At 57.7% G+C, this 23,944-nt stretch carries 22 protein-coding genes; all 22 read right to left on the reverse strand.

The window, feature by feature from the left end:
- Position 1 precedes the first annotated feature (1 nt).
- The gene (locus tag RS584_RS11995; protein WP_193042414.1) at positions 2–442 is read right to left on the reverse strand and encodes a DcrB-related protein; all 441 of its coding nucleotides are present in this window, start codon (positions 440–442) and stop codon (positions 2–4) included.
- A 75-nt stretch (positions 443–517) separates the two neighbouring features.
- A complete protein-coding gene (locus RS584_RS12000) occupies positions 518–2,440 on the reverse strand; it encodes a type VI secretion system Vgr family protein (protein WP_165747035.1) in 1,923 nt (640 codons plus the stop codon).
- 197 nt (positions 2,441–2,637) lie between these two features.
- Complete coding sequence (locus RS584_RS12005) at positions 2,638–3,384, reverse strand: ankyrin repeat domain-containing protein (protein WP_315749971.1); 747 nt, start codon at positions 3,382–3,384, stop codon at positions 2,638–2,640.
- A gap of 11 nt (positions 3,385–3,395) precedes the next feature.
- Positions 3,396–4,862, reverse strand: coding sequence for a hypothetical protein (locus tag RS584_RS12010; protein WP_063859192.1), 1,467 nt, complete (start codon positions 4,860–4,862; stop codon positions 3,396–3,398).
- 25 nt (positions 4,863–4,887) lie between these two features.
- Complete coding sequence (locus tag RS584_RS12015) at positions 4,888–6,321, reverse strand: serine/threonine-protein kinase (RefSeq protein ID WP_315747948.1); 1,434 nt, start codon at positions 6,319–6,321, stop codon at positions 4,888–4,890.
- Positions 6,322–6,345: 24 nt separating this feature from the next.
- Positions 6,346–8,961 (reverse strand): type VI secretion system ATPase TssH, encoded by a 2,616-nt coding sequence (tssH, locus tag RS584_RS12020; RefSeq protein ID WP_032648551.1) that lies wholly within the window; start codon positions 8,959–8,961, stop codon positions 6,346–6,348.
- Between the two features lie 38 nt (positions 8,962–8,999).
- Positions 9,000–10,043 (reverse strand): type VI secretion system baseplate subunit TssG, encoded by a 1,044-nt coding sequence (tssG, locus tag RS584_RS12025; RefSeq protein WP_315747949.1) that lies wholly within the window; start codon positions 10,041–10,043, stop codon positions 9,000–9,002.
- Entirely contained in the window at positions 10,040–11,911 is a 1,872-nt protein-coding gene (gene tssF, locus RS584_RS12030; protein WP_023296775.1) for a type VI secretion system baseplate subunit TssF, read from the reverse strand. Before tssF ends, tssG begins: the two co-directional genes overlap by 4 nt.
- Before the next feature lie 2 nt (positions 11,912–11,913).
- The gene (gene tssE, locus RS584_RS12035; protein ID WP_015570336.1) at positions 11,914–12,477 is read right to left on the reverse strand and encodes a type VI secretion system baseplate subunit TssE; all 564 of its coding nucleotides are present in this window, start codon (positions 12,475–12,477) and stop codon (positions 11,914–11,916) included.
- A complete protein-coding gene (locus tag RS584_RS12040) occupies positions 12,470–13,282 on the reverse strand; it encodes a type VI secretion system accessory protein TagJ (RefSeq protein ID WP_315747950.1) in 813 nt (270 codons plus the stop codon). The genes tssE and RS584_RS12040 overlap by 8 nt, the downstream gene beginning before the upstream one ends.
- A 9-nt stretch (positions 13,283–13,291) precedes the next feature.
- A complete protein-coding gene (locus RS584_RS12045) occupies positions 13,292–14,278 on the reverse strand; it encodes a hypothetical protein (RefSeq protein ID WP_315747951.1) in 987 nt (328 codons plus the stop codon).
- 16 nt (positions 14,279–14,294) lie between these two features.
- Complete coding sequence (locus tag RS584_RS12050) at positions 14,295–15,092, reverse strand: PP2C family protein-serine/threonine phosphatase (protein ID WP_003859969.1); 798 nt, start codon at positions 15,090–15,092, stop codon at positions 14,295–14,297.
- Complete coding sequence (gene tagH / locus RS584_RS12055; RefSeq protein ID WP_315747952.1) at positions 15,089–16,864, reverse strand: type VI secretion system-associated FHA domain protein TagH; 1,776 nt, start codon at positions 16,862–16,864, stop codon at positions 15,089–15,091. The genes RS584_RS12050 and tagH overlap by 4 nt, the downstream gene beginning before the upstream one ends.
- Positions 16,865–16,954: 90 nt before the next feature.
- Positions 16,955–17,371, reverse strand: coding sequence for a hypothetical protein (locus tag RS584_RS12060; RefSeq protein ID WP_315747953.1), 417 nt, complete (start codon positions 17,369–17,371; stop codon positions 16,955–16,957).
- A complete protein-coding gene (locus RS584_RS12065) occupies positions 17,365–18,354 on the reverse strand; it encodes a hypothetical protein (protein WP_315747954.1) in 990 nt (329 codons plus the stop codon). The genes RS584_RS12060 and RS584_RS12065 overlap by 7 nt, the downstream gene beginning before the upstream one ends.
- A gap of 75 nt (positions 18,355–18,429) precedes the next feature.
- Entirely contained in the window at positions 18,430–18,912 is a 483-nt protein-coding gene (locus RS584_RS12070) for an Hcp family type VI secretion system effector (protein WP_014884229.1), read from the reverse strand.
- A 180-nt stretch (positions 18,913–19,092) separates the two neighbouring features.
- Positions 19,093–19,518 carry a T6SS amidase immunity protein Tai4 family protein gene (locus RS584_RS12075; protein WP_017384300.1) on the reverse strand — a complete coding sequence of 142 codons (426 nt, stop codon included), beginning with the start codon at positions 19,516–19,518 and terminating at the stop codon, positions 19,093–19,095.
- A complete protein-coding gene (locus tag RS584_RS12080; RefSeq protein ID WP_017384301.1) occupies positions 19,515–20,021 on the reverse strand; it encodes a type VI secretion system amidase effector protein Tae4 in 507 nt (168 codons plus the stop codon). Before RS584_RS12080 ends, RS584_RS12075 begins: the two co-directional genes overlap by 4 nt.
- 65 nt (positions 20,022–20,086) lie before the next feature.
- Complete coding sequence (gene tssC, locus RS584_RS12085; protein ID WP_006810956.1) at positions 20,087–21,586, reverse strand: type VI secretion system contractile sheath large subunit; 1,500 nt, start codon at positions 21,584–21,586, stop codon at positions 20,087–20,089.
- 3 nt (positions 21,587–21,589) lie between these two features.
- The gene (gene tssB / locus RS584_RS12090; protein WP_008502644.1) at positions 21,590–22,114 is read right to left on the reverse strand and encodes a type VI secretion system contractile sheath small subunit; all 525 of its coding nucleotides are present in this window, start codon (positions 22,112–22,114) and stop codon (positions 21,590–21,592) included.
- 75 nt (positions 22,115–22,189) lie between these two features.
- Positions 22,190–23,206 (reverse strand): type VI secretion system protein TssA, encoded by a 1,017-nt coding sequence (tssA, locus tag RS584_RS12095; RefSeq protein WP_315747955.1) that lies wholly within the window; start codon positions 23,204–23,206, stop codon positions 22,190–22,192.
- A gap of 11 nt (positions 23,207–23,217) precedes the next feature.
- On the reverse strand, positions 23,218–23,934 hold the full coding sequence (gene tagF / locus RS584_RS12100) for a type VI secretion system-associated protein TagF (protein WP_315747956.1): 717 nt from the start codon (positions 23,932–23,934) through the stop codon (positions 23,218–23,220).
- Positions 23,935–23,944 lie beyond the last annotated feature (10 nt).

Genomic DNA, 23,944 nt, shown 5'->3' on the forward strand with positions numbered 1-23,944 from the left:
CTTACACATTCCGGTTGTCGTTTAGCGTCAGACTCTGCTTCAGTGCGCTCCAGCGCGCCTCGTCCTCTTCCGTAAAGGCTTTTAAGGCCGAGAGGGTAAAAATCATCAGTACCGGTTTGCCTGGCGTCTGTACGGCCAGCTGTTTTTGCCACAGGCGCTGGCCGTTACGGTCAAAGGTGGTCTCAACTTCTACCCCATCAATGTTGCCGGCAGGCCCGGCTTTTACGTGCTGAAATTCGCTCTGGGCGATCTCACCCATCTGAGGACGCAGCACGCCCCACTGCCGGTGAAACTCTTGTTCGTAGTCGCTGCCGTCCGGGATAACGCCGCGGCTGACCACCACGGACAGCCCGCTTTCGTCATCGCGAATGATGTTCATGCTGTTGTCCTGCCAGGCGGCAGGAAAAAGGGTAAAGGAACCTTCCTGGAGGGTGTATTTCATCGGTGAACTCGCGTCTAAAATTGCTAAAGGGTTTTACGTGCCGCCACGGACAACCCGGCGGCAGACAGAAAGCGGTTACTCTTCCGGGGGCGTAAATTTCTCCTGCACCGCCGCATCAATATCCCCTTTATGCCCCGATCCCGGTGCTGTTGTGCCCGGTTGGGTGCCCGACGTATTCAGGTGCAGCTTGCCGCCCGTGGTGATATAGCCGTCCCCTTCAACGAAGAAGTTGAACTCTTTGCCGATCAGGTTAATTTTGCCGTTAGCGTTAAGCTCAATAGCACTCTCGCCCGAGACCAGCCGCAGCTTCGTCCCGGAAGCAATAACATACTGCTCTACCGCCGCATCCAGCTTGCCTTTACCCGTCAGGATCTCGGTTCCGCCTTTCACGGCCTGGGTCTGATTAGCCTCCACGCGATGCAGCTCATTTTTCTTCACGTAATGGCTGCGCGCGCCGCCGACGCTGTGCGTTTCATCATTTTTAACGCTGGTGTCCATGTTACGCTCGGCCTGGATCCACACCTGCTCTGCGCCCGCCTTGTCCTCAAAGCGCAGGGCGTTGGCGTTATCCACGGAACCGTCTTTTGTCCGGCTCATAAAGCCCATCTGCGTCGCGGCAGCCGGCAGCGCCCACGGCGGCATGCTGGCTTCGTTATACACGCGGCCGGTGATAATCGGACGGTCCGGGTCGCCGTTGATAAAGTCCACCACCACCTCATCGCCGACGCGCGGGATCTGCACCCCGCCGTAGCCCTGGCCCGCCCAGGCGCTCGACACGCGCACCCAGCAGGAGCTGGTGTCATCGCCCTTCGCCAGACGGTCCCAGTGGAACTTCACCTTCACGCGGCCATATTTGTCCGTCCAGATACTCTCCCCCTGCGGACCCACGACTTTCGCCGTCTGCGGGCCGTAGGTGCGCGGCCACGCCGTGCTCTGCGCCGGACGGTAGGACACCGACGCCGGGATAACGGTGAAATCGGTGCGGTGAATGGTTTCCCCCTCACCGCTCGCGTAGCGGTTCTCCTCGAAGTGGTAACCCGCCGCCGTCACCAGATACTCGCCGTTGTCACTGAAGAACGGCGCGTTGGTCAGGGTAAAGATGTGGCCCGGCGCAATGCCCGCCGCCGTGGCCGTCGCCTGAATCTGCTGATGCTCCACCTGCCAGCGCTCCTGACGGATGCGGGCGTAGAACTCCGCATGCCCTGTCTCCACAAAGCGGCCCGGCCAGTCGTACACGTCGATGCTGCCCGGCTTCGGGGACGCCGGGTTCTGCTGCGCCTGGAACAGCCACGCGTTCGGCTTGCGGAAGTCATAGTCGTCGAGGCTGTAAATTCCCGGCGTGACGCTGTCCTCCAGCGCCCACTGGCTGATGCCCTCTTCATCCGTACTGCCACCGGACGGCGTCTGATGGTAAGGAATGACCTCATAGCCGCTGAACGGCTGGTGCTGGGTGGCGGCGTCGGTCAGTACCAGAGTGTGTTTGTCGGCCTCGTGGCTGAAGTAGTACGCAATCCCCTCCAGCTCCATCAGGCGGCTGATAAAGTCCAGGCTCGATTCCTGATACTGCACGCAGTAGTCCCACACCCGGTAGCTGCCGGTGAGTTTGTCTTCGAGGTTAACCTGATGCTCACCCAGCAGGGTTTTGACAATCTGCGGTACCGTCTGGCCCTGGAAGATACGCAGGTTACGGTCGCGCTTCATCGGCCACAGGTCCGGCTCCACCGTCAGCTGGTACACCGCATAGCGGGTGCCCGTCAGCTCCACGGCGCTCACCGCCACGCGCGTCACCTTGCCGTTGATATAGCGGGGGGTGAGCAGGTTCTGCGTGGGGATGGTCACCGTGACCGGCTGGCCCAGCAGCTTGCTGCGGTCAATGCGCGCGTCCGTACCAAGCAGGGTCAGCGTCAGCGCGAACGACTCGGACATCGCCTCGCGGCCGGAGAGTTTCCAGAAGAGCAGCCCCTCAACCGGGAGCTGGACGGTAATTCGGTTGAGCATAATCTTTATTCCGTAATGGTTTATGCTGGGAACGTTTATGAACGTAAAGCTAATTTCGACGAGATGGATTTGGATTGATGCAATGCTGGGTTGATTTGTCTGAAGGTACGAACTTTCGTATTTATAAATCCAAAGAGTGCAGGCTTATGGAAACTCCGGAAAAAACCTTATCTCTGGCTTTCATGAAAGTTGAGCAATCACTTAACCGGCGCAGGTGGCCACACGCCCCCTTTCTGAATAAGTTTCTCTTTTATTTCGTTTAACTTCTCGTATTGCTCGCTGCCTCGATCAAGTCCACTCAGCGCGTCCGCAAGCGCATTGCTCATTGACCAGCCATTTTTAGCCTTAACTGACGGGTCCGCTCCACGATCGAGCAGTAACAAGACATGATCGTAAGCCTGGTTATCCAGCGCATCAAACACCAGCGTTTTACCCAGTGAATTGGTTGCATTGACGTCAGCTCCGCTATCGAGCATGGCTTCCAGCGTCTCTGTATTTTTCGCTTTTAGCGACTGGAAGATGATGGGTTCGTGGAAGACCTTATCTTTCACATTGGGCGAAAGGCCACCCTCCAGCATAGCGTTGATCCAGTCTGCGCTGTCCCCCTTCAGGGCAAATTCGGCAGGGCTGCTTTTTCCCTGCGGTCGAGGCTGGAGCGGATCTGCGCCGGCCTTAACAAGCAACGTAATCACCTTTAAATGGGGCGATGTTTTTTTATCATTAATCGCGTTGCCGATGGCCCAAAAAAGCAGGGTCATATCCTGCTTTCCCGGTTTATTAAGATCGCTGTCTGGTGCAAGCGTCTTCACCGCGTCGACATCACCTTCTTCAATCGCTTTCGCCAGTTCAAGCTGCTGACCGCTGAAGTAGTCCTGTGGATTAAGGTCCATATCCTGCTTACACCCCTGAATCATGAATAAAAAACATAACGCGACAAAAGCCATCAACCGTTTTTTCACAATCGACTCCCGATTATCGAAATATCCTCGTCCTTCTGTTGCTCTATGCAATCAATCGCCTGATTAATCCCGTGGCGGTCCAGCGCGCTTCCGGTTCCACCGGGAAGATCGTGGGGTATTCCGGCAGCATTAGGGCTCAGCGCAGAGATTTCCTCTTTGAGGATCCACGAAGGGACATGCCCTTTCATCGTTTTCAGATCCTCCCAGGGGTTAACTTCCTGAATCTTCGTCAGCAGCTCACCTTCAACCCGATAAGCCTGGATATTATCCGTACTGCCTAATATCTTGCCGCCGTATTTTTCTACGGTTCCGGCATTCAGGCCGGCGGCGTTGAACGTCCACCCCGCTTTCCCGCTGCCCATGGAGGTTGCAGAGGCGAGGCCACCGCCAAGGGAATGACCGGCAATATCAATATTCTGGCCTGACCTTGCCAGCTCCTTACCGATACTCACGGCCTTTTTATAATAATCTGAAGCCATACCCATGCCCTGTGAGAAGTTATTCGACCAGTCAGCCCCGTTTACCACCGGCGCCAGCTCCCCTTTGGTCAGTAAAGAGGAGACATTCTCAGACAGAGAGGCGAAACCAGGCTCGCGCGATCCCCTGAATACCAGCGTGGGGTTCATATCTGTACCAAACACTTCCGGCTTTGGTTGATAGACGCGCGCCAGAAAATTGGGGGACGTATCATCGTCAAAGAGCATTGATTTGTTCAGCCCGAACTTTCCTAACAGCGCATCGTCATTACTGATATCCGTCCACCCCTCCGGCACGCCCGGTGTGGTTTCCAGCGGGTTCACGGTCTTATAAATATTTTCCGCAAGCTTCGCTTTTTCCACCGCGATATTATTCGCCGCCAGACGCTTCGCGGCGATCTGGGCATCCGGATAAAGGCTATTACTCCCCTTCGCAATCAGATCTTTACGCGCCTGCCAGCGCTCTGCTTTGGTCATCTTCTGAAGCTGCCCGGCATAGGTTTTACCGTCCTTGCCCGGAGTAGGTTCATCCGGCACCTGTGCCGTTTTAGATTTCACCACCTGTTTTGGCAGTACCGTTGGCGCAGGGCGAGATCCGTACGTTCTCACCATGGTTTCGTAGCGGTCGACAATCGTACTCACCGGATACCAGCCCAGGCCGACCAGCGAGGCAGCCTGGAGTTGCCCTTTGGTATTGATATAAAAAATTTCCGTTACTGATGACCAGTCACGAAAACTTTCGTCAATGGCAACCACCCTGCCCATCTCTAAATCCTGCGCGATCAGCGTGCGGGTATCGCGCCCGGACTGATAAGGATTCGCACCGGTGATCGTGCGCAGCAGATCGTAGCGCGTGAAGAGCGAGCGCAGCGAATGGTCGGGAACCGACATAATCCACTGTCCGGCAACGGACGGGCGGATAATTTTCGCAAACAGCGCTGGCGAGACGTTCTCGTGGAACAGATAGACAAACTTGATGTTATACATTCGCTCCGTCCTGTTACCCGCAGGCTTACGGATTCACCAGCCAGGTGCCTGGCTTCGCAATATCCAGCGTCTGGGTACGCGTTCTTCCATTGCCTTCCAGTTCAATGCGGGTCTCGCCCGCAGGCAATTTCAGCGATGCGTAACCGTTATTCCCCGGACGCAGCGCTTTAGACTCGCCGTTCACCTTCAGCGTCTCGCCATCAAGCATGCGGATGTAGACCAGCGCGACCGGGCTGGCGTCGACAGGCGGCGCACTCTGCTGCGCCGTAGCCGGTGGCGCTACCGGCTCGCTCACGTCTGCCGTTGCCGGTCTGGTTTCCGCCTGGGAGGAGGTCTCAGCCAGAGGGCTTACGGCAGGGGTTTGCGCCGTCTGCTCTGGCGTTTCCTGACTGCCGCCGCCGAACAGCATCGCACCGGCAACCACCCCAACCAGCACGCCCGCGGCCACCAGCCCCGGAAGCTTGTAACGTCGCCAGTCCAGCGCGGAAGCAGATGTCTCCTCTTCCACCGGCACCAGCATCGTGCCGGTCTTCTTCGCGGTAAGCACCTCGTCGATACCGGCGACGGGCATCTCGATCAGCGCCGCGAACTCCTCAATGGATTGCGGACGGTCTTCCATATGCAGCGCCAGCGCCTTGTCGATGGCCTGTAGCAGCGGGATGGAATAGCCCTGCGGCATCAGCTCCACCAGCGGTTTGCAGGTGTCCTGAATCGAGCGTACCACGCTGACCGGTGGCGGAGAGCCGACGATGAGGGTGCGCAATACGGCGCCGAGCGCGTAGATATCCGTCCACGGCCCCTGCTCGCTTTCATTGTCGTCGGTATACTGCTCGATAGGCGCGAAGCCCGGACGCAGCATGGTTTCCGTCTCATCCGAGAGATTACCGATGGTGCGGCGCGCCGATCCGAAATCGAGCAGCACCGGCAGGCCGTTATCCTGAATCTGAATGTTATCCAGCGAGATGTCGCGGTGCAGATAACCCTCGTCGTGGATCGTTTTGATGGCGCCGAAGAGCATTGGCAGCATGCGGCGGATCCACGCCTCGTTAATCAGCTCCGGTTTCTCTTCGCGCAGACGCGACAGCGTGGTACCGCTGTAAAACAGCGTCCCCATATAGGCCGTGTCGTTTTGCACCCAGAAACGCAGTACGTGCAGCAGGTTCGGGTGGTTAAAGCGCGCCAGCAGGCGGGCTTCCTGGATGAAGCTGTTCAGACCGGCAGAAAACGCTTTGCCGAAGCGCTCGCTGCGCAGCACCAGCGTCATATCCTCGCCGCGCACGGCGAGGGAGGAAGGCATAAATTCTTTGATAGCGATAGTGCGTTCGAGCTGGTGATCCCAGGCGCGATAGACGATGCCGAATCCGCCGCCGCCAATCACCTCTTTTATCTCAAACTCATTGAAACGGTACCCGACCGGGAGCGCGTTTGGGACAGTCCGATTGTTATCATTATCCGTCATCTTTTACAGTTCTCTTGATGATTATTACGCGGCAAACTGACAGTGGAACTCGCCCTGCTCGCAGGTGACATGCAGACGTCGGTACTGCTCGTCGCTGCGGCTGGCGGTAAGTAAAATCTGGCTCATCTGAGGCAGCAACGTATTGGTCAGAATCGCATCCACCATACGCCCGCCCGACTCAACCTCGGTACAGCGCTGAACAATCTGTTCGACCACGCTGTCGTCAAATTCAGAAATAATGTTGTGATTCTCTTCCAGACGACGCTGAATGCGCCTGAGCTGAAGACGCACAATCTGCCCCAGCATCTCGTCGCTCAGCGGGTAATACGGCACCACCAGCAGGCGGCCCAGCAGCGCAGGCGGGAACACCTCCAGCAGCGGCTGGCGCAGGGCGCCGCTTAACGCGTCAGGCTCCGGCATCAGTTCCGGGTCGGCGCACATGGCTGCGATCAGGTCGGTGCCGACGTTAGAGGTCAGAATAATAATGGTGTTACGGAAATCAATGTGACGCCCTTCGCCGTCCTCCATCCAGCCCTTGTCGAAGACCTGGAAGAAGATCTCGTGCACGTCCGGGTGCGCTTTTTCAATTTCATCCAGCAGCACCACGCTGTAGGGACGGCGGCGCACGGCCTCGGTTAAGACGCCGCCTTCACCATAGCCCACATAGCCCGGAGGCGCACCTTTTAACGTCGAAACGGTGTGCGCTTCCTGGAATTCACTCATGTTGATGGTAATAACGTTCTGCTCGCCGCCGTAAAGCGACTCCGCCAGCGCCAGCGCGGTTTCAGTTTTACCCACGCCGGATGGCCCGCAGAGCATGAATACGCCGACCGGTTTGTTCGGATCGTCAAGCTTCGCCCGCGAGGTTTTTACCCGACGGGCAATCAGATCCAGACCGTGACGCTGACCAATAACCCGCTGGTTCAGCGTGTCGGCCAGGTTCAGCACCGCGTCAATCTCATTTTTCACCATCCGGCCCAGCGGGATCCCGGTCCAGTCTGAGACCACCGCAGCCACCACGTTCTCATCCACCGCGGCAAACAGCAGCGGTTCGTCACCCTGTAAGGTCTTCAGCGCCTGCTGCTGTTCTGCCAGCTGGCCGCGCAGTTCAGCCGTATCCTCATCACCCGCCGCAAACAGCGCGGCACGCAGACGGATAATCTCCTGCACCCGCGTGCGCTCTTCTTCCCAGCGACGAGCCAGGGCTTCGCGCTGGGTTTCGAACGCGTCACGTTCGGCGGTTAAGGCCGCCACACGCGCCGGATCGCCCGCCCCCACGCGCGCTTCGCGTTCAGCAATCTCCAGCTCCACGTCCAGGGCCGCCAGGTGACGCAGACAATCTTCCAGCTGGGCAGGCGGCGCGCTCTGGCTGACGGCCACGCGCGCGCAGGCGGTGTCCAGCAGCGCCACCGCTTTATCCGGCAGCTGACGCGCAGGAATATAGCGATGCGACAGTTTCACCGCCGCGCTGACCGCTTCGTCGAGAAGTAAAACCTGATGATGAGTTTCCAGCGGCGACACGGTGCTGCGCAGCATCAGCACGGCTTTGGCTTCGTCCGGCTCGTGAACCTGTACGGTCTGGAAACGGCGGGTCAGCGCCGGATCTTTCTCAATGTATTTTTTGTATTCCGCCCAGGTGGTCGCGCCGATGGTGCGCAGTTGCCCGCGCGCCAGGGCAGGCTTGAGCAGGTTAGCAGCATCGCCGGTGCCCTGCTGACCGCCAGCGCCAATCAGGGTGTGGATCTCATCGATAAACAGAATAATTGGCGTGGCGCTGGACTGCACCTCGTTAATCAGCGCCTGGAGGCGCGCCTCAAATTCCCCTTTCATGCCCGCTCCGGCCTGAAGCATGCCGATATCCAGCAGCCACAGCTGAACGTTTTGCAGCGGCTCCGGCACGTCGCCGTCAGCGATACGCAGCGCAAGCCCTTCCACCACCGCCGTTTTCCCGACGCCGGCTTCCCCGGTCAGCAGGGGGTTGTTCTGGCGACGACGCATCAGAATATCGACCATCTGGCGGATCTCTTCATCGCGCCCCACCACCGGGTCGATTTTCCCTTCCCGGGCGCGCGCCGTCAGATCCTGACCATACTGCGCCAGCGTGCCCTGCGCAGCCGGTACGGCCCCGGCAGGCGCGTCCGCAGCGGCGGCGGCCTGCTGGCTCTCTTTGCTGCTGGCGCAAATGGCGTCGAACTGCTCGATCAGCACCTCGACGTTAAGACGGGTGAACTGCGCCGAAATGCTTTTCAGCACGTTAGCCAGATTCCACGTTTTCAGTATGCCGATCAGCAAATGGCCGCCGCGGATGCGGCTGACGCCAAACTTCAGCGAGCCGTAGACCCAGGCGCGCTCGACGGCGCTGTCGATATGCTCGGAAAGATCAGACACGGAACTCGCGCCACGCGGCAGGGCATCCAGCGCCGCTACGATATCGCGTGTCAGCTGCTGTTCATCAAGGGCGAAGTGACGGATGACCTGTTGCAGATCGCCATCCTGCTGCTGCATCAGCTGATGCAGCCAGTGCACCAGCTCAACGTACGGGTTGCCGCGCAGCTTACAGAAGGCAGTCGCGCTTTCCAGAGAGGTAAATAACAGCGTATCCAGTTTGCCGAAAAGCACGGCACGGCTAATTTCTGACATGTTAGTTTCCATTAACAATGATTCGGTATACGGAAGGATTATCGCTCTGCGCGATACACCAGATCGCCACGCGGAACAGGCTGAGGCTGAAGGCCGAGCCAGGTGTTGTACCCTAATCGCCCGGCACTACCGAGCGTGGCGCCCTGCACCGCATCGGCGCGCAGGATCACCCGTGTTTCCCATTCAAATTCCACCCCGGCGTACTGTCGCACCCAGTCGCGCAGCTCGGTCACCCACCCTTCGCCCGGCAGAAAACGGTTGTAGTCGTCTGCGCTCAACGGGCCAATCTCAAGCCGAAATTTATGCTGCACGTCGCGTACCGCAATGCCGAGAAAAGCGGACTCTCCCATGCGCGGCATACGCCGCCCCTCGCCCAGCTGTGCCTGCTCCCGCGTTGAGAGCGGCATCCACTGCGGGACGTTGGCCACCAGCCTGACCGGCACGTTGAAATAGTTGCGCAGGATTTTCTCCAGCCCTTCCGGGTCCCGTCCGTGGCGGGTCAGGTGCCCGGCGTGAGTAAAGCGGGCGTGCGCGCTCAGGCTGCCTTTCGACATCTGGGCAGGCTGCCCCATACCAATCAGCGATGCCAGATACCCTTCGAAGCGCCTGTTGTCGTCGCGATCCAGTGAAACGGCAGGCTGCGCGTCCGCCCAGGCGCGGTAGAACAGCAGCGTCAGGCGGTGGTGAAAGAGGTCGGCAAACGCGCTGAGGCTGTGATCCTGATGATGATGAATACGCTCGCGGGCATACTCAGTCATGTGCACCGGCAGCGGGCCGTTAGGACCAAACAGGCCGAAGCTCAGTATGAAAACGTCATGCAGTCCGTTCTCTTCCCGCTGCCGGACCTCAGCAACCGTTGACGGCGCAAAGCCCATTGAAGGCTGCTGACCAATACGCAGCGGCTCAAATTTAGGCAGCGGCGCGCGCCCCAGCGGGTAACGTTCACCGCCCTGGGCATCAATGCGTCTTAACAGCTGGAACAGATCATAGCGCCACGGCGTCTCGCGCACCCCGCGCCAGAACGCATCGGGCAGCGGCGTCAGGCGATGCACGCGCAGCGTTGCAGGGGCAACTTCACTCATACCAGCGCCCTTTTACCCATGCGCGGCGCCCAGTAGCCGATTTCACCACGCTGCTGGCTCTTGAGCGTGAACTCCGTAAAACTGTTGATGGAGACCAGGCGGGCAAAAAGGCGTTCCAGCACGCTGCCGAAAAGCCATGGGCTGGCGCCGGAAAAGGCGCGTTCGTCCACCGTCAGGGTGATGCCGATCCCGCGGGCGAACACCACCGGGCCGGGTTCAGGCACGCGACGGTGCACCGGCTCCAGCACGCAGTGACGAACGCCATCCACCTGACGGGCAACCGGCGTCTCGGCAAGGTTGGCGTATAGCCCTAACAGCTGACGCAGCGCGGCTGCGCCCTCTTCGTTTTCGCTGTCCATCAGGCTGAGGTAGTTCATTTGCAGCTGGCTAATGAGCCGCCAGGTGCTGAACCCTTCGGCCAGCGCCGGACGCGGCGGCGTCGGGCCTTTACGCAGGGTTAACGCCTTCACCGGCATGGAGTCGGCCATAATAAACTGCCCAAGCTCCTGCTGGAGCATCAGCGGCAGGTCACGGCTGGTGCACAGCACCTCGGCGGAAATGTAGCGCAAATTCTCCTGCCACGGCGCGTGCTGCGCATCCACCAGCGAGACGAAGACCTCCGAGCCGATATAGCCCGTGCGGGTGCCATAGCGCAGCGCGTGTTCGGAGAGAACGCGCTGCTCACGGCGCAGGGAAAAATAGGCGCCGTAGTTGCCCGCGTCTCCGCTCCAGGTACTCCAGAACGGACGAAACGTCTGGTCGTCCCGCTGACCATCCGCGCTGGCATAGATTTTTTTCACGGCATAAATTTCATAATCCAGCGGGCGGATGTTATCCACCACCAGGTGGTATTCATGCTGGCTTTCGCTCAGCTTCTGCCGGGCCGCCACTTTCGGGAACAGGTTGATCACCGGCGTGCAGTGCAGCGCCAGGTGGCTGGCATCCACCACGCGCTCCAGCTGATCGTCGCTCTTGTCGAGCAGAATGAAGATATCAAACGCTTTTTCGTCTTCGCAGCGCTGGATCAGCTTGCCCAGCCCGCTCAGGCTGATGAAACGAAAACGCGCCGGGAACGCAAAGTACTCCTGCAACAGGCGATAGCCGTCGAAGTTGCGCAGATCGTCCGGGAGCAGCGCCTGGTCCGCATTAAAGCCTTCCTGACGCAGGGCGTCAGACGACAGCAGCTGGCGCTGGGGCTGCTTGCTGACCGTCTGGCAGACAATACCCGCGTGGTGCTCCATCACCAGCTCCAGCAGCTTCAGCGCCTCGATGTCCGGGCCGCTTAAGAAGAACTCCAGGCGGTCAAAGTCCAGGTGCCCGAGATGCTGCGGGCCATCGCAGGCAATGCGGATCCGTAAGGCGCTGCTGATCCCCCGCTGGCTCAGGCCGAGCTGGGCCAGCGGCAGATCGGCGGGAACGCCGCCCAGCTCGATCCGCTCAATTTTTAACGGCAGCAGGTTCACCTCGTGCGCCGTGGTATAGCTGCACGTAACGCCGGTTTTTTTCAGCGCCAGGCTGTCCATCATGGTGCCGCGCGGCACAATAAAGCCTTTGCTCAGGTCGCCGCGGCTGCTGTCGGGCTGAATTTCAGCGATCGCCATCGACGGCGTAGGCGCCAGATAATTTGGCGCAATCATCTCCAGCATACGCTGTGAAAAGCGCGGAAATTCGGCGTCCATTTTCATCTGCACGCGGGAGGTCAGGAAGGCGAAACCTTCCATCAGGCGCTCAATGTACGGGTCCGCCACTTCGATGCCGCGCATGCCGAGCCGCCCCGCCACTTTCGGGTAGCGTTCGGCGAACTCTGCGCCCATCTCGCGCAGATAGGCCAGTTCACGGTTGTAATATTCGAGCAGTTTGCTTTCCATAATTACCCCGCATCCTTCAGTTCAAAATGGCCGTTCTCAAGATCGACGTCAGTGCGAAAGAGAAATTCCAGCGGATACGGCACGCACCACAGGCGACCTTTGATTTCGATAGACAGAACGTTGTGCAGATCTAACGAGGAGGTATCGGACACGCAGCGAACCTGAAGCCCCTGCGGCAGGATCCGCGGTTCAAAGTTAATAATCGCTTCGGTGAGCTTGCGCTGAATGTCGTGCCATTCAATATCGGACATTCTTTTCCCCGCCAGCGGCGCCACGCCAAAGTTAACGACGGAACGGCTCACCTGCGTCAGCCCGCTCAGATCGCTGGAGGCATCGTGGTTAATGGTGTTAAACAACCACTGTAAATCCCGCAGGACGTTACGACGCAGCGCGGCGTGGGTAATCAGATTGCTGTTGGCGGACTCGCGTTTTTTTTCCGGATCGTTATCCGTCAGGCGATCCAGCAGTGAGGGCTGCATTTTGTCGCGCGCCCCCACTTTCTCCTGCCTGCTGCGGGCCTGCCAGCCGCTGCGCAGCAGATCGCCTTCGCCAGCGGGATTACTCATCCGCACCATCCGAGGTAAATGTCACCAGGCTCAGGGTAAGCAGCGGGCTTTCGCTTTGCTCGCTCAGCCAGGCTTTCTGCCCCATGCCTTCATACAGGGCGCCGTCATCGTCCAGCGGGAGCCACTCGGTGGTACGCCCCAGCTTAACGCTGTCTGGCGCCCCGTCAGCAAACGGATAACGCGCCGGGATCTGACACACCTGCTCGGTGCCGTCCGTGAGGCGGACCAGCGCATGACGCCACACCAGATCGGTTACGCTGGCCGGAGCCTGAAAACGGATCGCGTCGATGGCGCAGAACGGCACCCAGAAATAACGGCCATTGACCAGGGTTTCACACACCGGCCCCAGACGGGCATCGCCGTCCATCAGCCATTCAAAGGTGTGGCTCTCTTCATTCTCCAGCGTGACCTGCCCGCGGCTTGCCGGGGCCTGTTCGAGTGCCGCCAGGCGCAGCGTTTGCGCTTGCCCGGCGCTTTCGGTCAGCGCCTGGGCTAACGTCGTCAGCCACGGCCACTGCGCCTCGGGCATTGCCGGTCGCGCCTCTCCCGCGAACACGCGCGCACGCTGCTGTTCACCCTGAATGGCCTGCTCCAGCAGCGTTACGGTCGGTTTTGCCTGCGGCTTCAGCGCCAGCCAGCTCTTCAGTTGCGTCAGGGCGCGCGCCCAGTTGCCGCTGAGGATCAGAAACTGCACAAACGCAGCGCGCAGATCGGCATCCGCCGGACGGGCTTTGATATCGGCTTCCAGGCGAAGCAGCGCGTCGCTAATCGACTCCCCCGCCAGACGTTGATAAAGCGTATTCATAGCCCCTCCTTAATTCGCCGCGCGCCAGGCGCCCACTGCCGGATCGCGCAGCTGCGGGCGCAGCGTGTCAATCAGAACAACGTTCAGCTCCGCGCCCGGTGCAACCCATGCGCTCCAGATCTTCTTCACCTCTGCGATACGCGCCTGGAGTCTGGCGTCGTCGCTGGCGATCTCACGGGTGATTTCCACCGCCACCGTGCCGTTGCTCTTCCAGCCGTTCAGGGTGCTGTCGTACGGCAGGATCATCCAGCTCTGGTCGCTGTTCGGGGTGCTGAAGACCATGCGTTCTTTGTTGACGGAGGTGATCAGCGCCTTTTCAGGATCGACCGCGTTGTTCAGTCCCATCACCGGGAAGCCGTGAATGTAGGTGACCGGAATCGCTTTCTGCGTCCCGTTACGATTCTGCGTCACCACGGTGTGGCCGCTGAGCCAGCTGCCGTTGCCGCAGCGGGTGGTGTCGGAATCCGGAATAAACAGCGCTGGCGCGGAGGAGCCGCCCTCCCAGAAGGTGCGCAGGTGGCAACCGTCCTGAAGCGTGAACTCCTGCCATGGCGTACGATCTGCCGCCACGGTGTGCGTCTCCGGATTCTGGTCAGGCGGTAGCAGCGCGCCTGAGGTGGTGGTCGTTGCCGCCGCCGCTTCCTGCTGCTTCACCACCAGCGCCCAGTCCTGCGCTTTAGCCGCTGTGCCCCGGGCAAGCGTCGTGCCTTCCGGATCGTTAAGCGTCCAGTTCAGGGTATTCAGCTTGCTGCACTGGTGCTCCAGCAGCGAGCCAAGGCGCGGCACGAAGTTTTCCAGCACCGAAACCTCTTTCTTGCCGTTCGCCACGATACGCAGCGCCACGTCCGCCTTACACCAGCTTTGCGGCGTATTGTCTTTAATGTTGTCGATCCAGATATCCAGCTTCTGCGCAGGAGACTGCACGATGCGGAAGTTTTCAGCCTGTGCGGTGGTCGCCACCGTCAGAAGAGCCAAACCCGATAGCCAAAGTTTCATATCAATCCTTGTGTGTCTAATCAGTTCCGCAGGGAAGAAATTGTGCTGCGTCAGAGAGCGTATGCAGCAAAGTGGTGTCCTGAGGGTTGCCCATCCACACCGCCACGGCGGTATAGTTATCCTGAGCATTGCCCTCCTGTTCGGCATTCTTTTGAATGATTTGGTTCATTAAGGTCAGCCACTCCTGTGGCGTATTGACCATGTGCAGCGACTGCTTCATCTGCTCTTCGCTGACGCCGTGCCAAAAACCGTCGGTGCAGAGCAGGAAGGCATCACCGTCCTCAACCTGCACGACATCGCTGTAGCTCGCTTCCGGTCCGCCATTCTCAATACCCAGCGCCAGATACAGCAGGTTGCTGTTGAGATCGTCGGTCTGATGCCCGGCATCTTTCATCTGCTGGACGAGGCTGTGATCGGTGGTGACATGCCACAGCCAGCCGCGGCGAAACAGGTACAGGCGGCTGTCTCCGGCGTGCGCCCAGTAAGCCAGACGGTAATCCCTGTCGATAAACAGGCTGACCAGCGTGGTGCCCATCCGGCGATAGTCCTGCACGGCCTGTTGTTCGCTGAGAATGGTGCGGTTCGCCGTTTGGACGTAGTCACGAATATGCTGCGCATTCAGGTGCTTGTCGCCGTCAAAGCGGGAAATAATGCTGTTGCGGGCCAGCTCAGCGGCCACCTCGCCGCCCGGCAGGCCCGCGATGCCGTCACAGACGACAAAGCAGGCTGAACGTTCCCCGATGGTTTCTCCCGTCTGATCCTGGTTGCTGGCGCGCGTCCCCTGGCGGGAGAGAGAAGCCGTTGCGATATTCATTTTTCTTCCGATCCGCTTTGTGAGTCTTTGTACTGATTGACCTCCATGTCATAGGCATGGAGGAAGGCTTCGCCAAACAGGGTATGGAAGTCGTCCTCGATCTCGCCCGCCGTCTCGCCATAGCTGCGAACGAAATAATCCCACAGCGCGGCTTTACGGCTGCCCGGCAGCGCCATGCGTGATGTCATCCCGTTCTGCTTCGCCTGCTCTTCCAGCTGTTCCGGGTTAAAGGATTGCAGCATGGCGGCGATAATGGCGCGGATACCAGAGATCATCCCTAGCTGGTGTGCCTGGAGATCGATCAGCGCATCACGCACCGATTTGGTCGGCGGCATAAAGCCCGGCATCGGCGTGCCGAACATCTGGATCAGCACCGTTTTCCCGGTCGGCAACAGTTTGAACGGGTTGTTCGCATCGTCGAGCACCATAGTCATATCGGCTTTCACCCCACGCTTGAGGATGGAGCGCGAGGAGAGCAGCGCCACGGTCCCCTGCGAGAACATGCCCAGGATCTGACCCAGCTGACGCATATTTTCCCGGTCAAACTGCGGCACCGGCTGCATTTCGCTCAGGCCCATGCCCTCCAGCAGCGCCTCCAGCAGTTCGCCCTGAAGCACCTCGCCCCGCTCGCCGATCTGCGCGGAGGCAGCAGGCGAAGCAGCGTTTTTAACCGGGTCGATACGCAGGCGGCCTTTAGGCGCCTGCGCGTTGCTGCGCGCCACGGCCTGCGGTGTTGGCATGGTGAAGCCAGCGTAATCAGGGCGCGCGGGCTCCTCTTCCGCGCGCGGCGCGTCCTGTGGTTCAGTCGGTTCCGGATCGAACAGCGGTGAGCTGGCCAGCGCATCCTCTTCCTGTGCGGCTTGCGCTTCAGGCTTTGGCTCCGGCTTATCGGCCACGATTTCATCCGGATGGGTTAACGGCGCGCCGCCCATCAGGCCGAGAGGGTCATCGTGACGCGCGGCAGGTGCGCTCGCCGACCCGCCAAACAGGGCTAACGGATCGAGTTCGTCCGACGCCTCTTCCTTTGGCTGGGCAGGTTTGCTTTCGTCCGGCTGTACCAGCGTTGAAGGGGTGACATCGTCAAAGATGCTCTCTTTTTTAAACAACGCTTCATCGCTGAACAGCGTGTCCGGGTCAACGTTTTTACGTTCAAGCGACGGATCGGCATCGTTGAACATCGCCAGCGGGTCTTCGGCATTCCGCTCCGGGGCCGCAGGCTGGGAGAACGGGTCGTGGGAGGCCGCGGGCTGTGGTTTTGCCCGGTTGCTGGAGATGCTGTCGGAGATGGAAAACTCCTGCATCAGGCTGTCCCAGATTTCCGACGGCACGGCCGTAGGTTCAGCTTTTCCGCGAGGCGCGGCGCTGGCCGGTTTCGGTTGCGGCGCTGGTGCAGGTGTCGCCGCTGGGCGCGCCTGCTGCATGCTGGCCGCCATGCGGCTTACGGGCTGGGTGTCATGAATGAGTTCGCTGACTTCAATGCGATAATCATCAATACCGAGAATATCCCCATCCTGAAGCTCAACCTGACGCCCACGCTCCAGCGGGATATCATTCAGTACCACGCGGGTAACGCTGCCGCGGTTCGTGACGCGGCATTCGCCACTGGCGTCGACGTGAACGATGGCCTGCAAACGCGAGATGGTGCGGTCATTGTCCGGCAGCACCAGATTGTTATCCGTACCGCGCCCAATGGTGCCGCCCGGGGCATAAAAATCACAGCTGCTTTGCGGCGGCTGATGACCGGGTTTCGTAGAAATAATCGTGAATCGCATGGCGTATTCCTGCTGGTATGATTAGCGCTCAAACGCTGCCGCTCTCGGGGGTGAGAACGGCGGGGTTTGGGGGTTAAGGGCTGATTGAAGCTATTTGACTACATTCAGGAAAATAATGCCGATAAGCAGCCATAGCGTAAAAAGTAAGGCCTGAACTTTATAGCGTCGATGCAGTTTTAATATCCAGCCGATTCTCTCTTCCGGTAAAGCCTGAACGAATTTATAGGCATCGTCCTGAACATTTCTGTCTTTGGTAAATTTCATCTTCACGCCTTTGCGAAGACGAACAAACCAGATTATTTTTTGATAGTTCGCCAGCGAACCAAAAAATGATGCGTAATTTGTCACCAGATCGAGATCGTAGCCTTTTTGCCTATATTCTGAAAGAAGCTGATTATATTCGGCCTCGTGTTTTTTAAAATAACGGGAACTGATGAAGTCCATAATTACGACAAGTAAAAATAAAACAACAATCAGAAATAAAAGAATATTTTCTAAATTCACCATAGCTTATCCATGACATATTCAGTTGCTCCACCGGCAACTTCGCCACCAATGTATCCACCCGCAGCGGCGCCTACCACAGAACACGCGAGCAACCCTACACCACCTGTTGCCACGCCCAATGCAACACATACGCCAGCCCCAGCCATGGCGCCATATTTTCCGCCATAAATCCCGCCCGCAAGACTGGCGCCAAATTGACTGTACTTCTTAACGGCGACTTTGGAACAACTCTGCTCTCTACCTACTGTACAGGCATCGTAAACTTCATTGGTTGTGTTTGCACCAGCGAAGCCGATAGCAAGCCATCCTCCCATTTTCAGAAAACGGGCAGCTTTTGAAGCATTGTCTACATATGTTGAATACCCTCGTATCGAGGCAACACCCGCAGTACTCCATTCGTGGACAATTGACCTGCTTGATAAACCTAAAGCGTGCTTGATTTCTTCATAAGGTTTCAGTTTCAGCGTGAGTCTGGACAGCTTATTTAATAAAACGTCCAGCTCAGAAAAAAGTTTTTGCCTTTCAACAAAAAACTGCTGCCCGATCAATGTGCCTTGCGTTCTGTATTGATTTTGATAAGCCAGTTCGATAGCTTTTAATTTCTTTTCTATTTCGCTAAAGTACCTTTCACCTGCATCAGCAACCACCCCAAGAGATTTATCCATAAAATTAGTTAATGCTGCGATGGTACTAAAATGCTTGTTAAAGAAATTAGCTTCATCTGTATTCAGTTCTGCCAATGCTCCATTAACCTTTTGCTTTGCATTTTGTAATTGTTTTAGCTGAACCGCATTTTCAGCACCCGTAGCATTAAGGATCAATATTTGCCCGGGTTTTAACCACCGTGTGTCCCTGTTCACTTGCATAAAATAACGTGCCGCTTCACTGTCTGGTTTATTGAACAGCAGCCTTGCCTGGAAATCTAACGTACCAGCCTGCTGAACAACACAATAACCAGGAGCAACCGTTGATTTTACGCTCATATTGACATCCCTTTGCAAACGAAATTAAGTCTCTGTAAATAATGACCGGGGAAAACTCCCCGGTCACGCGCGCAATTACGCTTCTTTATTTTCTTTGATGTTCCAGCCAGCGCTGCTTTCAGCACCTTTACCACCGGCAGTGGTCTGCTCCCAGTACTGCTGTTTCACTTTCGCAGCCTGGAATGCATAGGTCACGCCAACGGTATCGCCGTTGTCTGCACCCGTGTACTGAACGGAAGTCACGAGAACGTCTTCCAGGGTGATGCGGGTGTATTCAACCTGTTGACCACCCGCTTTGCAGACGGACAGTTCAACTTTGGTCAGGTGTTTACCGCTTGCGCAGTGTTTCAGGATTGCTGTAGTGGATTTGTCGATCAGAGCGTTAACGTGCAGATCGTTAAAGTTCACTTTACCGGCACCGCCGCCACCGCCAACGCTCATATTACCTGGCTGGGACGCGCCCCAGGAGAAGGAGGTAATATCAGTCCAGCCGGTGTGGTTAGAATCTTTAGATTCGCCCGTAACACCCTCGACCTTCAGAAACATATCAATAGCCATAATATCTACTCTTCGTGGATGAACAATATTGCTTTCGAAAAAGCCCTTATATGGCAAACAGGAAAGCATGGGGCTGAATAAAACCGTCCATATTTTACCTCTGCCTCATATCAAACGACCCGTGTCATTTGACAGTCTTACATTCCCCCTGAACGAAAGGAAAGAATGTGAAGTCTTATATTATTGTGGATTATCCTGAATCCAGGTGCGGTCAGGATTTCCGATGATTAATTGAGGAACAAGTTGATTAAGTTCGTCACTATGATAAAGACGCAGGCAGTTTAAGGTTACGCCTTTTACATCGGGTTTTCTCTCAGAATGAAAGGCATTGGTTGCGCCTTTATATTTATTAATAAGAGCATTAATTTTGTCATTGCCATTTTCAATATCGAAAGGCACCCATTCCAGTAATGCGCTACTGCTACGGGCTGCATCCAGAGAAAACTGGCTTTTATCATCTGCAACTTGTGCCAGGCAGCGAGAAAAAACAACGTCTTTAACAACTTGCTTATAAGGCATTTTTTTGACAAACGACACCGGATCGTCAGTTGCATACACAGAGGCGGAACTGGTGAGCAACAGTAGACTAGCAATCATTTTTTTCATGGCAACTCCCAAAAATTAGCTTTGGTCGTCGTGTAATTCGTCTCCGGCGCATTGAAATAACAGTGATCCGAACAGGTTAAACCATTCCAGAATGTTGCATGACCTGCGGCGTCACTCCAGCCCTGTACCTCAAACAGAATGACGCCCTTTTTGTTGGCTAATTGCTCAACGGGTAAGGAAGGATAACTCACGATCATGTCAGGTTTACCCCACTGACGCGTCAACCAGGCAATGACATCCTTTACGCGGTAGAAGTACCATTTATTATCAGCACCGGATACCGTGAGATTTGCAATACGCGGAACGGGATGCCCGGTATAGTTAAGAACATAACTCATCCGTACGGCACAACTATTTGACCACCCGCCCTCATCTGGCGCTATTTCGAAGTTGTGCTTAACTTTGCCGCCGATAACTTGCTTAACTTTGCCGATAGAATCATTTGCATCGTAAATACGTGTTGCCGCCGCCCAGGCAGCAACAAACGAAGGTCTCGCGGTCATATTTCCTCTCAAATTTCCATACTATAAAGCTAACGCCGGGCATGGCCCCCCGGCGGCAATTATCATTACGCGTCCTTCGTCTTCAGCGACGGCAGTTTAGATACCAGACGCAGGGAAACGGTCAGACCTTCCAGCTGGTAGTGCGGACGCAGGAAGAACTTCGCGGCGTAGTAGCCCGGGTTGTCTTCGATTTCCTGCACCTGCACTTCCGCCGCCGCCAGCGGTTTGCGGGACTTGGTTTCCTGGGAGGAGTTAGCCGGGTCGCCGTCCACGTAGTTCATCACCCAGTCGTTCAGCCAGCGTTCCATCTCTTCGCGCTCGCGGAAGGAGCCGATTTTGTCGCGCACGATGCACTTCAGGTAGTGAGCAAAACGGCAGCAGGCGAACAGGTACGGCAGACGGGAGGCCAGGCGCGCGTTCGCGGTGGCGTCCGGGTCATGATACTCGGCCGGTTTTTGCAGGGACTGCGCGCCGATGAAGGCGGCGAAGTCGGAGTTTTTGCGGTGCACCAGCGGCATAAAGCCGTTTTTCGCCAGTTCCGCTTCACGACGGTCGCTGATGGCGATCTCGGTCGGGCACTTCATGTCCACGCCGCCGTCATCGCTCGGGAAGGTGTGGCACGGCAGGTTTTCCACCGCCCCGCCGGATTCCACGCCGCGAATCGAGGTGCACCAGCCGTACTCTTTAAAGGAGCGGTTGATGTTGGCCGCCATCGCATAGGCAGCGTTTGCCCACGAGTAGCTGTTGTGGTTCGCGCCGTCGGTCTGCTCTTCAAAATCAAAGCTGTCGACCGGGTTGGTGCGAATGCCGTACGGCAGACGCGACAGGAAGCGCGGCATCACCAGGCCCAGATAGCGGGCATCTTCGGATTCACGCAGTGAACGCCAGGCAGCGTATTCGGTGTTCTGGAAGATTTTGGTCAGGTCGCGCGGGTTAGCCAGCTCCTGCCAGGACTCCATCTGCATCACGCCCGGCGCGGTGCCGGTGATGAACGGACAGTGGGCCGCAGAGCCGATGCGCGCCATCTCGCCCAGCAGCTCAACGTCCTGCGGGCTGTGGTCGAAGTAGTAGTCGCCCACGATGCAGCCAAACGGCTCGCCACCGAACTGGCCGTACTCCTGCTCGTAGATTTTTTTGAAGATCGGGCTCTGGTCCCAGCCCACGCCCTTGTAGCGCTTCAGGGTGCGGCCCAGCTCCTGCTTGGAGATGCTCATAAAACGGATCTTCAGCATCTCGTCGGTTTCGGTATTGTTCACCAGGTAGCTCAGCCCGCGCCAGGCGCTCTCCAGCTTCTGGAACTCCTCGTGGTGAATAATCTGGTTCACCTGCTGTGAAAGCTGCTCGTCAATACCGGCAATCAGGTTCTGAATGGTGCGGTAGGTATCGTTTGAGAAGGTCACGGTGTTTTCCAGCGCCTGCTGCGCCAGGGTTTTAACCGCGCTTTCTACGGCAGAGCGCGCCTGATCGGTTTTCGGGCGGAACTCTTTATTCAGCAGCGCGCTGAACTCGTCCTGGCTGAACGCCTGGCCCGCCTGCTGATCGTGTTGTTGAGTCTGGTTGCTCATCGATTATTCCTCGCTACCTTTCGCACTTTCGTCATTTTTTGGCAACTGGCTCAGGGATTTGAGCAGCGTCGGATCCTGGAGAATTTTCGCGATCAGCTCTTCCGCACCGTTTTTACCGTCCATGTAGGTCAGCAGGTTGGAGAGCTGGGTACGGGCTTCCAGCAGCTTGTTCAGCGGCTCTACTTTGCGGGCCACCGCGTCCGGCAGGAAGTCGTCCATGCTGTCGAAGGTCAGATCGACATTGAGCTTACCTTCGCCGGTCAGGGTGTTATCCACCTGGAACGCCACGCGCGGCTTCAGCGCCTTCATGCGTTCGTCGAAGTTGTCGATGTCGATTTCCAGGAACTTACGCTCGTCGACGGCTGGCAGATTTTCCACCGGCTTGCCAACCAGATCGGCCATAACGCCCATCACAAACGGCAGCTGAATTTTGCGTTCTGCGCCGTAGATCTCTACGTCGTACTCGATCTGCACGCGGGGAGCACGGTTGCGTGCGATGAATTTCTGTCCACTGTTACTCATTGCCATGATGTTCTCCATCAAAGATGCGCGGTGAAGGTGAAACGGCAGACTCCATGCCTGTCGTCATAATGCCAGGACGCGTCATTCGCGGCGTCCAAAGATGTTTTCCAGTTGGTTAACGCCGTCTGGCGCCAGGTCGCGAATAATGTCCATAAAGTTGAGTTCAGACAGCCGCTGCACCCGTTCAATCATCAGCGGTGCGGGATGGCTGGGTTCGTACTGCGCAAAATACTGTTTCGCTTTTTCCAGCATCAGCTGGGCGTCGGCGCGGCTGGTCACCTGCACGCTGCGCCAGTCCGTCACCTGCTGAACGGGCGACGCGGCCACCGGCTGCGGCTCGGCAAGCTGTTCAGCCTGCGCGTCACGGTTCGGCAGCAGCTTGCTGATATCGGTCACCTGACAGGCGCTGGAAACCAGTCCGACAGTTTTCAGCAGCTGTTCCATCTCCGGGACGCCACTTTCCCCGAGATAGCCGGTAAGCAGTTCGCGGATGGCCAGAAGGCGTTCGTTGATCACGATTACCGCTTCGGTGCCGGGCTGATCGCCCCGGGCCAGCTCATCGATCAGTCGTGGACGACCGCCCGGATAATCCGGACACTCGGTTTTACTGCCGTCAAGCAGCGCCTGGGCGTCACGGAGCGCAATCTCATCGCCGTTTGAGCGGAGCAGTGAGGCGTTACGCACCGCGACCGTCAGGTCAGATTTATCACTCAGCCCGGCGAGGGCGTTGATGCGGTAGAACGGATCGGTTTCGCCATACTCTTCCAGCAGCGGGTAAAGTTGCTCCCAGTAACGGGACAGGGCTTCCTGCACCAGCAGTAGCCCGTCGGCGTAACCTGCCAGCCCGCGACGACGCGTCCAGGCATGGGTTAACGCCAGCATGACGCGAAGATCTTTGGTGCGTCCCAGCAGGCTGGTGGCGAGTTTTTCCACCGTGTTCCAGTCGGCAGGCTCTGCCGGAATGATGGTGTCGCCAAACTGCTGCTCGGCTTTGCCCTGACTGGCCTGACCCATGGCCTGGAAATCAGCGTCGTACTCCAGATTTTCACCGCAGGGGTTATCGGGGCTTATCGGCGCGAGAAATTCATCGATATTCATAAGATCCCTGCTTATTCAAACATAGGCGGGTAAAGACCGTGGCGGCCCGGACGGGCGCCGCCTGCCGGATCGAACAGCAGCGTAAAGAGCTGCCCGGTGAAGTTTCCGCTGTGGACGTGGGTGTACAGCGGATAGCCGTCGCAGCGGTTTGTCCACCAGTAGCTGGTCTGGCGCAGCGGATCAAAACACTCCGCCGCCTGCGGCCAGCCCAGCGTGCTCTGACCATCGTCGTCATAGCCAATCACGTCGAGAATGTCGGAACGCTTTTGCGGCTCAACCGGCTGGGGCGCCGGGATGGTCATCAGCATTTCATCCAACTGGGAGGCAGAATAGCTGTTACGCACCGCGTGCAGCCCCAGACGGCCAAGCTGCTGGTACCAGCTTTCAGCCTGCCCGAGCAGGCGGGATGACCACTCGGTCGGGGTGAAACTCAGTTGCAGGCATACCGGATAGTGGCGGCCTACGCTGTCACGACCCGGCAGCAGGCAGCCCATCTGAATCATCTGGCTACCGAGCATCGGCGGGACGACAAAGTTCCACACCGGGGCTTTTGAAAACAGGCGCTCGCCGCTGCGCTGCTCTTCCTGTTGCCAGGCCAGCAGGCCGACCTGGAACCAGTGCGACCACTGGCGTTGCAGGGTATCCGGAAAGCGACGCTGCAAAAAATCTCCGGCGCTGGGTAATTTGCCATACCAGCTATAACGGTTCATCGCAGGGGTATTTGTCATACGGCTGTCC

The sequence above is a fragment of the Enterobacter sp. DTU_2021_1002640_1_SI_PRY_ASU_LCPMC_013 genome, from assembly GCF_032389435.1.
GTDB lineage: Bacteria > Pseudomonadota > Gammaproteobacteria > Enterobacterales > Enterobacteriaceae > Enterobacter > Enterobacter hormaechei_C.

Excerpts from the sequence above, each read along its gene's own strand:
- RS584_RS11995 (WP_193042414.1), bottom strand. The coding sequence starts at position 442 with ATGAAATACACCCTCCAGGAAGGTTCCTTTACCCTTTTTCCTGCCGCC.
- RS584_RS12000 (WP_165747035.1), bottom strand. The coding sequence starts at position 2,440 with ATGCTCAACCGAATTACCGTCCAGCTCCCGGTTGAGGGGCTGCTCTTC.
- RS584_RS12005 (WP_315749971.1), bottom strand. The coding sequence starts at position 3,384 with ATGGCTTTTGTCGCGTTATGTTTTTTATTCATGATTCAGGGGTGTAAG.
- RS584_RS12010 (WP_063859192.1), bottom strand. The coding sequence starts at position 4,862 with ATGTATAACATCAAGTTTGTCTATCTGTTCCACGAGAACGTCTCGCCA.
- RS584_RS12015 (WP_315747948.1), bottom strand. The coding sequence starts at position 6,321 with ATGACGGATAATGATAACAATCGGACTGTCCCAAACGCGCTCCCGGTC.
- tssH (WP_032648551.1), bottom strand. The coding sequence starts at position 8,961 with ATGTCAGAAATTAGCCGTGCCGTGCTTTTCGGCAAACTGGATACGCTG.
- tssG (WP_315747949.1), bottom strand. The coding sequence starts at position 10,043 with ATGAGTGAAGTTGCCCCTGCAACGCTGCGCGTGCATCGCCTGACGCCG.
- tssF (WP_023296775.1), bottom strand. The coding sequence starts at position 11,911 with ATGGAAAGCAAACTGCTCGAATATTACAACCGTGAACTGGCCTATCTG.
- tssE (WP_015570336.1), bottom strand. The coding sequence starts at position 12,477 with ATGAGTAATCCCGCTGGCGAAGGCGATCTGCTGCGCAGCGGCTGGCAG.
- RS584_RS12040 (WP_315747950.1), bottom strand. The coding sequence starts at position 13,282 with ATGAATACGCTTTATCAACGTCTGGCGGGGGAGTCGATTAGCGACGCG.
- RS584_RS12045 (WP_315747951.1), bottom strand. The coding sequence starts at position 14,278 with ATGAAACTTTGGCTATCGGGTTTGGCTCTTCTGACGGTGGCGACCACC.
- RS584_RS12050 (WP_003859969.1), bottom strand. The coding sequence starts at position 15,092 with ATGAATATCGCAACGGCTTCTCTCTCCCGCCAGGGGACGCGCGCCAGC.
- tagH (WP_315747952.1), bottom strand. The coding sequence starts at position 16,864 with ATGCGATTCACGATTATTTCTACGAAACCCGGTCATCAGCCGCCGCAA.
- RS584_RS12060 (WP_315747953.1), bottom strand. The coding sequence starts at position 17,371 with ATGGTGAATTTAGAAAATATTCTTTTATTTCTGATTGTTGTTTTATTT.
- RS584_RS12065 (WP_315747954.1), bottom strand. The coding sequence starts at position 18,354 with ATGAGCGTAAAATCAACGGTTGCTCCTGGTTATTGTGTTGTTCAGCAG.
- RS584_RS12070 (WP_014884229.1), bottom strand. The coding sequence starts at position 18,912 with ATGGCTATTGATATGTTTCTGAAGGTCGAGGGTGTTACGGGCGAATCT.
- RS584_RS12075 (WP_017384300.1), bottom strand. The coding sequence starts at position 19,518 with ATGAAAAAAATGATTGCTAGTCTACTGTTGCTCACCAGTTCCGCCTCT.
- RS584_RS12080 (WP_017384301.1), bottom strand. The coding sequence starts at position 20,021 with ATGACCGCGAGACCTTCGTTTGTTGCTGCCTGGGCGGCGGCAACACGT.
- tssC (WP_006810956.1), bottom strand. The coding sequence starts at position 21,586 with ATGAGCAACCAGACTCAACAACACGATCAGCAGGCGGGCCAGGCGTTC.
- tssB (WP_008502644.1), bottom strand. The coding sequence starts at position 22,114 with ATGGCAATGAGTAACAGTGGACAGAAATTCATCGCACGCAACCGTGCT.
- tssA (WP_315747955.1), bottom strand. The coding sequence starts at position 23,206 with ATGAATATCGATGAATTTCTCGCGCCGATAAGCCCCGATAACCCCTGC.
- tagF (WP_315747956.1), bottom strand. The coding sequence starts at position 23,934 with ATGACAAATACCCCTGCGATGAACCGTTATAGCTGGTATGGCAAATTA.